Raw genomic sequence first — 1,205 nt, forward strand, 5'->3', positions numbered from 1 at the left:
GTTGTGCTCTACCAGGAAATTTTAGGGTTGGGATATCCAGGAAAGATCAGGATCTTGAGGGAATATCTTGCAACATTAAAACCAGTTGCTCAACCGGAACCGATCATTCGTTTTGAAACCCAACCTGGCCAACAAATGCAAGTGGATTTCACCACGATTCGACGCAACAACACGACTTTGAAAGCCTTTGTCGCAACATTAGGGTATTCCAGAGCGACTTTCGTGAAATTTTATGATCATGAACGTACGGATGCATGGATCGATGGTCTAGAAAATGCATTTCAGTTTTTTGCAGGAGTACCTCAAGAAATCCTGTTTGATAACGCTAAAACGATCATGATTGAACGGGATGCCTATCAGGAGGGGCAGCATAAATGGAATCCCAAACTGCTCGACTGCGCCAAGAAATACAGCTTTCGTCCTCGCGTATGTAAGCCCTACCGTGCACAGACCAAAGGCAAAGTTGAACGCTTTAATGGATACCTCAAATCAAGCTTTATTGTGCCATTGAAAGCAAGCCTGAAGACTTCGGGTTTACTGTTAGATGTTGATGTCGCCAATGCCCACATTGGCCGGTGGCTGCATGAAACCGCCAATCAGCGGATTCATGCCACCACGCAAGAAAAACCGGCTGTTCGACTGCAACAGGAGCAGCAAAAATTTACGCCATTACCGCAATCAGATACAGGTTCCAGCACTGTACCTGTTGCAGCAGCACAGCATGTCATGCCCTACGAGAGTTTGCAGCATCCCTTATCGGTATATGACCAGTTGCTGGGAGTTTCCTGATGAATCTGCAATACGACCGTATAGAGCAGCTTTGTCAAAAGCTCAATCTGCCTGCCATCGCATCACAATGGTCACATCATGCACAACAAACATTAGGTCAGGATGGAAGTTATGCCGACTTTGTTGAAGCGATCTTGACGCATGAATATGCTGCCAGGCAACAGCGCAGTCAGCAGGTACTGATGAAACTCTCAGGCCTGCCTCAAGTCAAAACCCTGGAAGACTATGATTTTAATTATGCCCTAGGGGCCCCTAAATCACAGGTGATTGAACTGTTCAATCTGAGCTTTATTGCTAGAGCAGAAAATGTGGTGTTTCTGGGGGCTAGCGGAGTAGGAAAAACGCACTTATCTATGGCATTAGGCTATAAGGCCATCATGAACAACATTAAGATCAAGTTCATTACCGCAGCGGAT

General features: G+C 45.9%; 1 protein-coding gene and 1 pseudogene. Both read left to right on the forward strand.

The window, feature by feature from the left end; all coding sequences use genetic code 11:
* A partial coding sequence (gene istA, locus PV763_RS17600; RefSeq protein WP_420938294.1) for an IS21-like element ISAba8 family transposase occupies positions 1-789 on the forward strand: 789 nt, incomplete at its 5' end.
* Positions 789-1,205: pseudogene (gene istB, locus PV763_RS17605) on the forward strand (IS21-like element ISAba8 family helper ATPase IstB); the annotation flags it as partial. The gene istA and the pseudogene istB, both read left to right, overlap by 1 nt.

This window comes from Acinetobacter sp. AS5, assembly GCF_048957595.1.
Lineage (GTDB): Bacteria > Pseudomonadota > Gammaproteobacteria > Pseudomonadales > Moraxellaceae > Acinetobacter.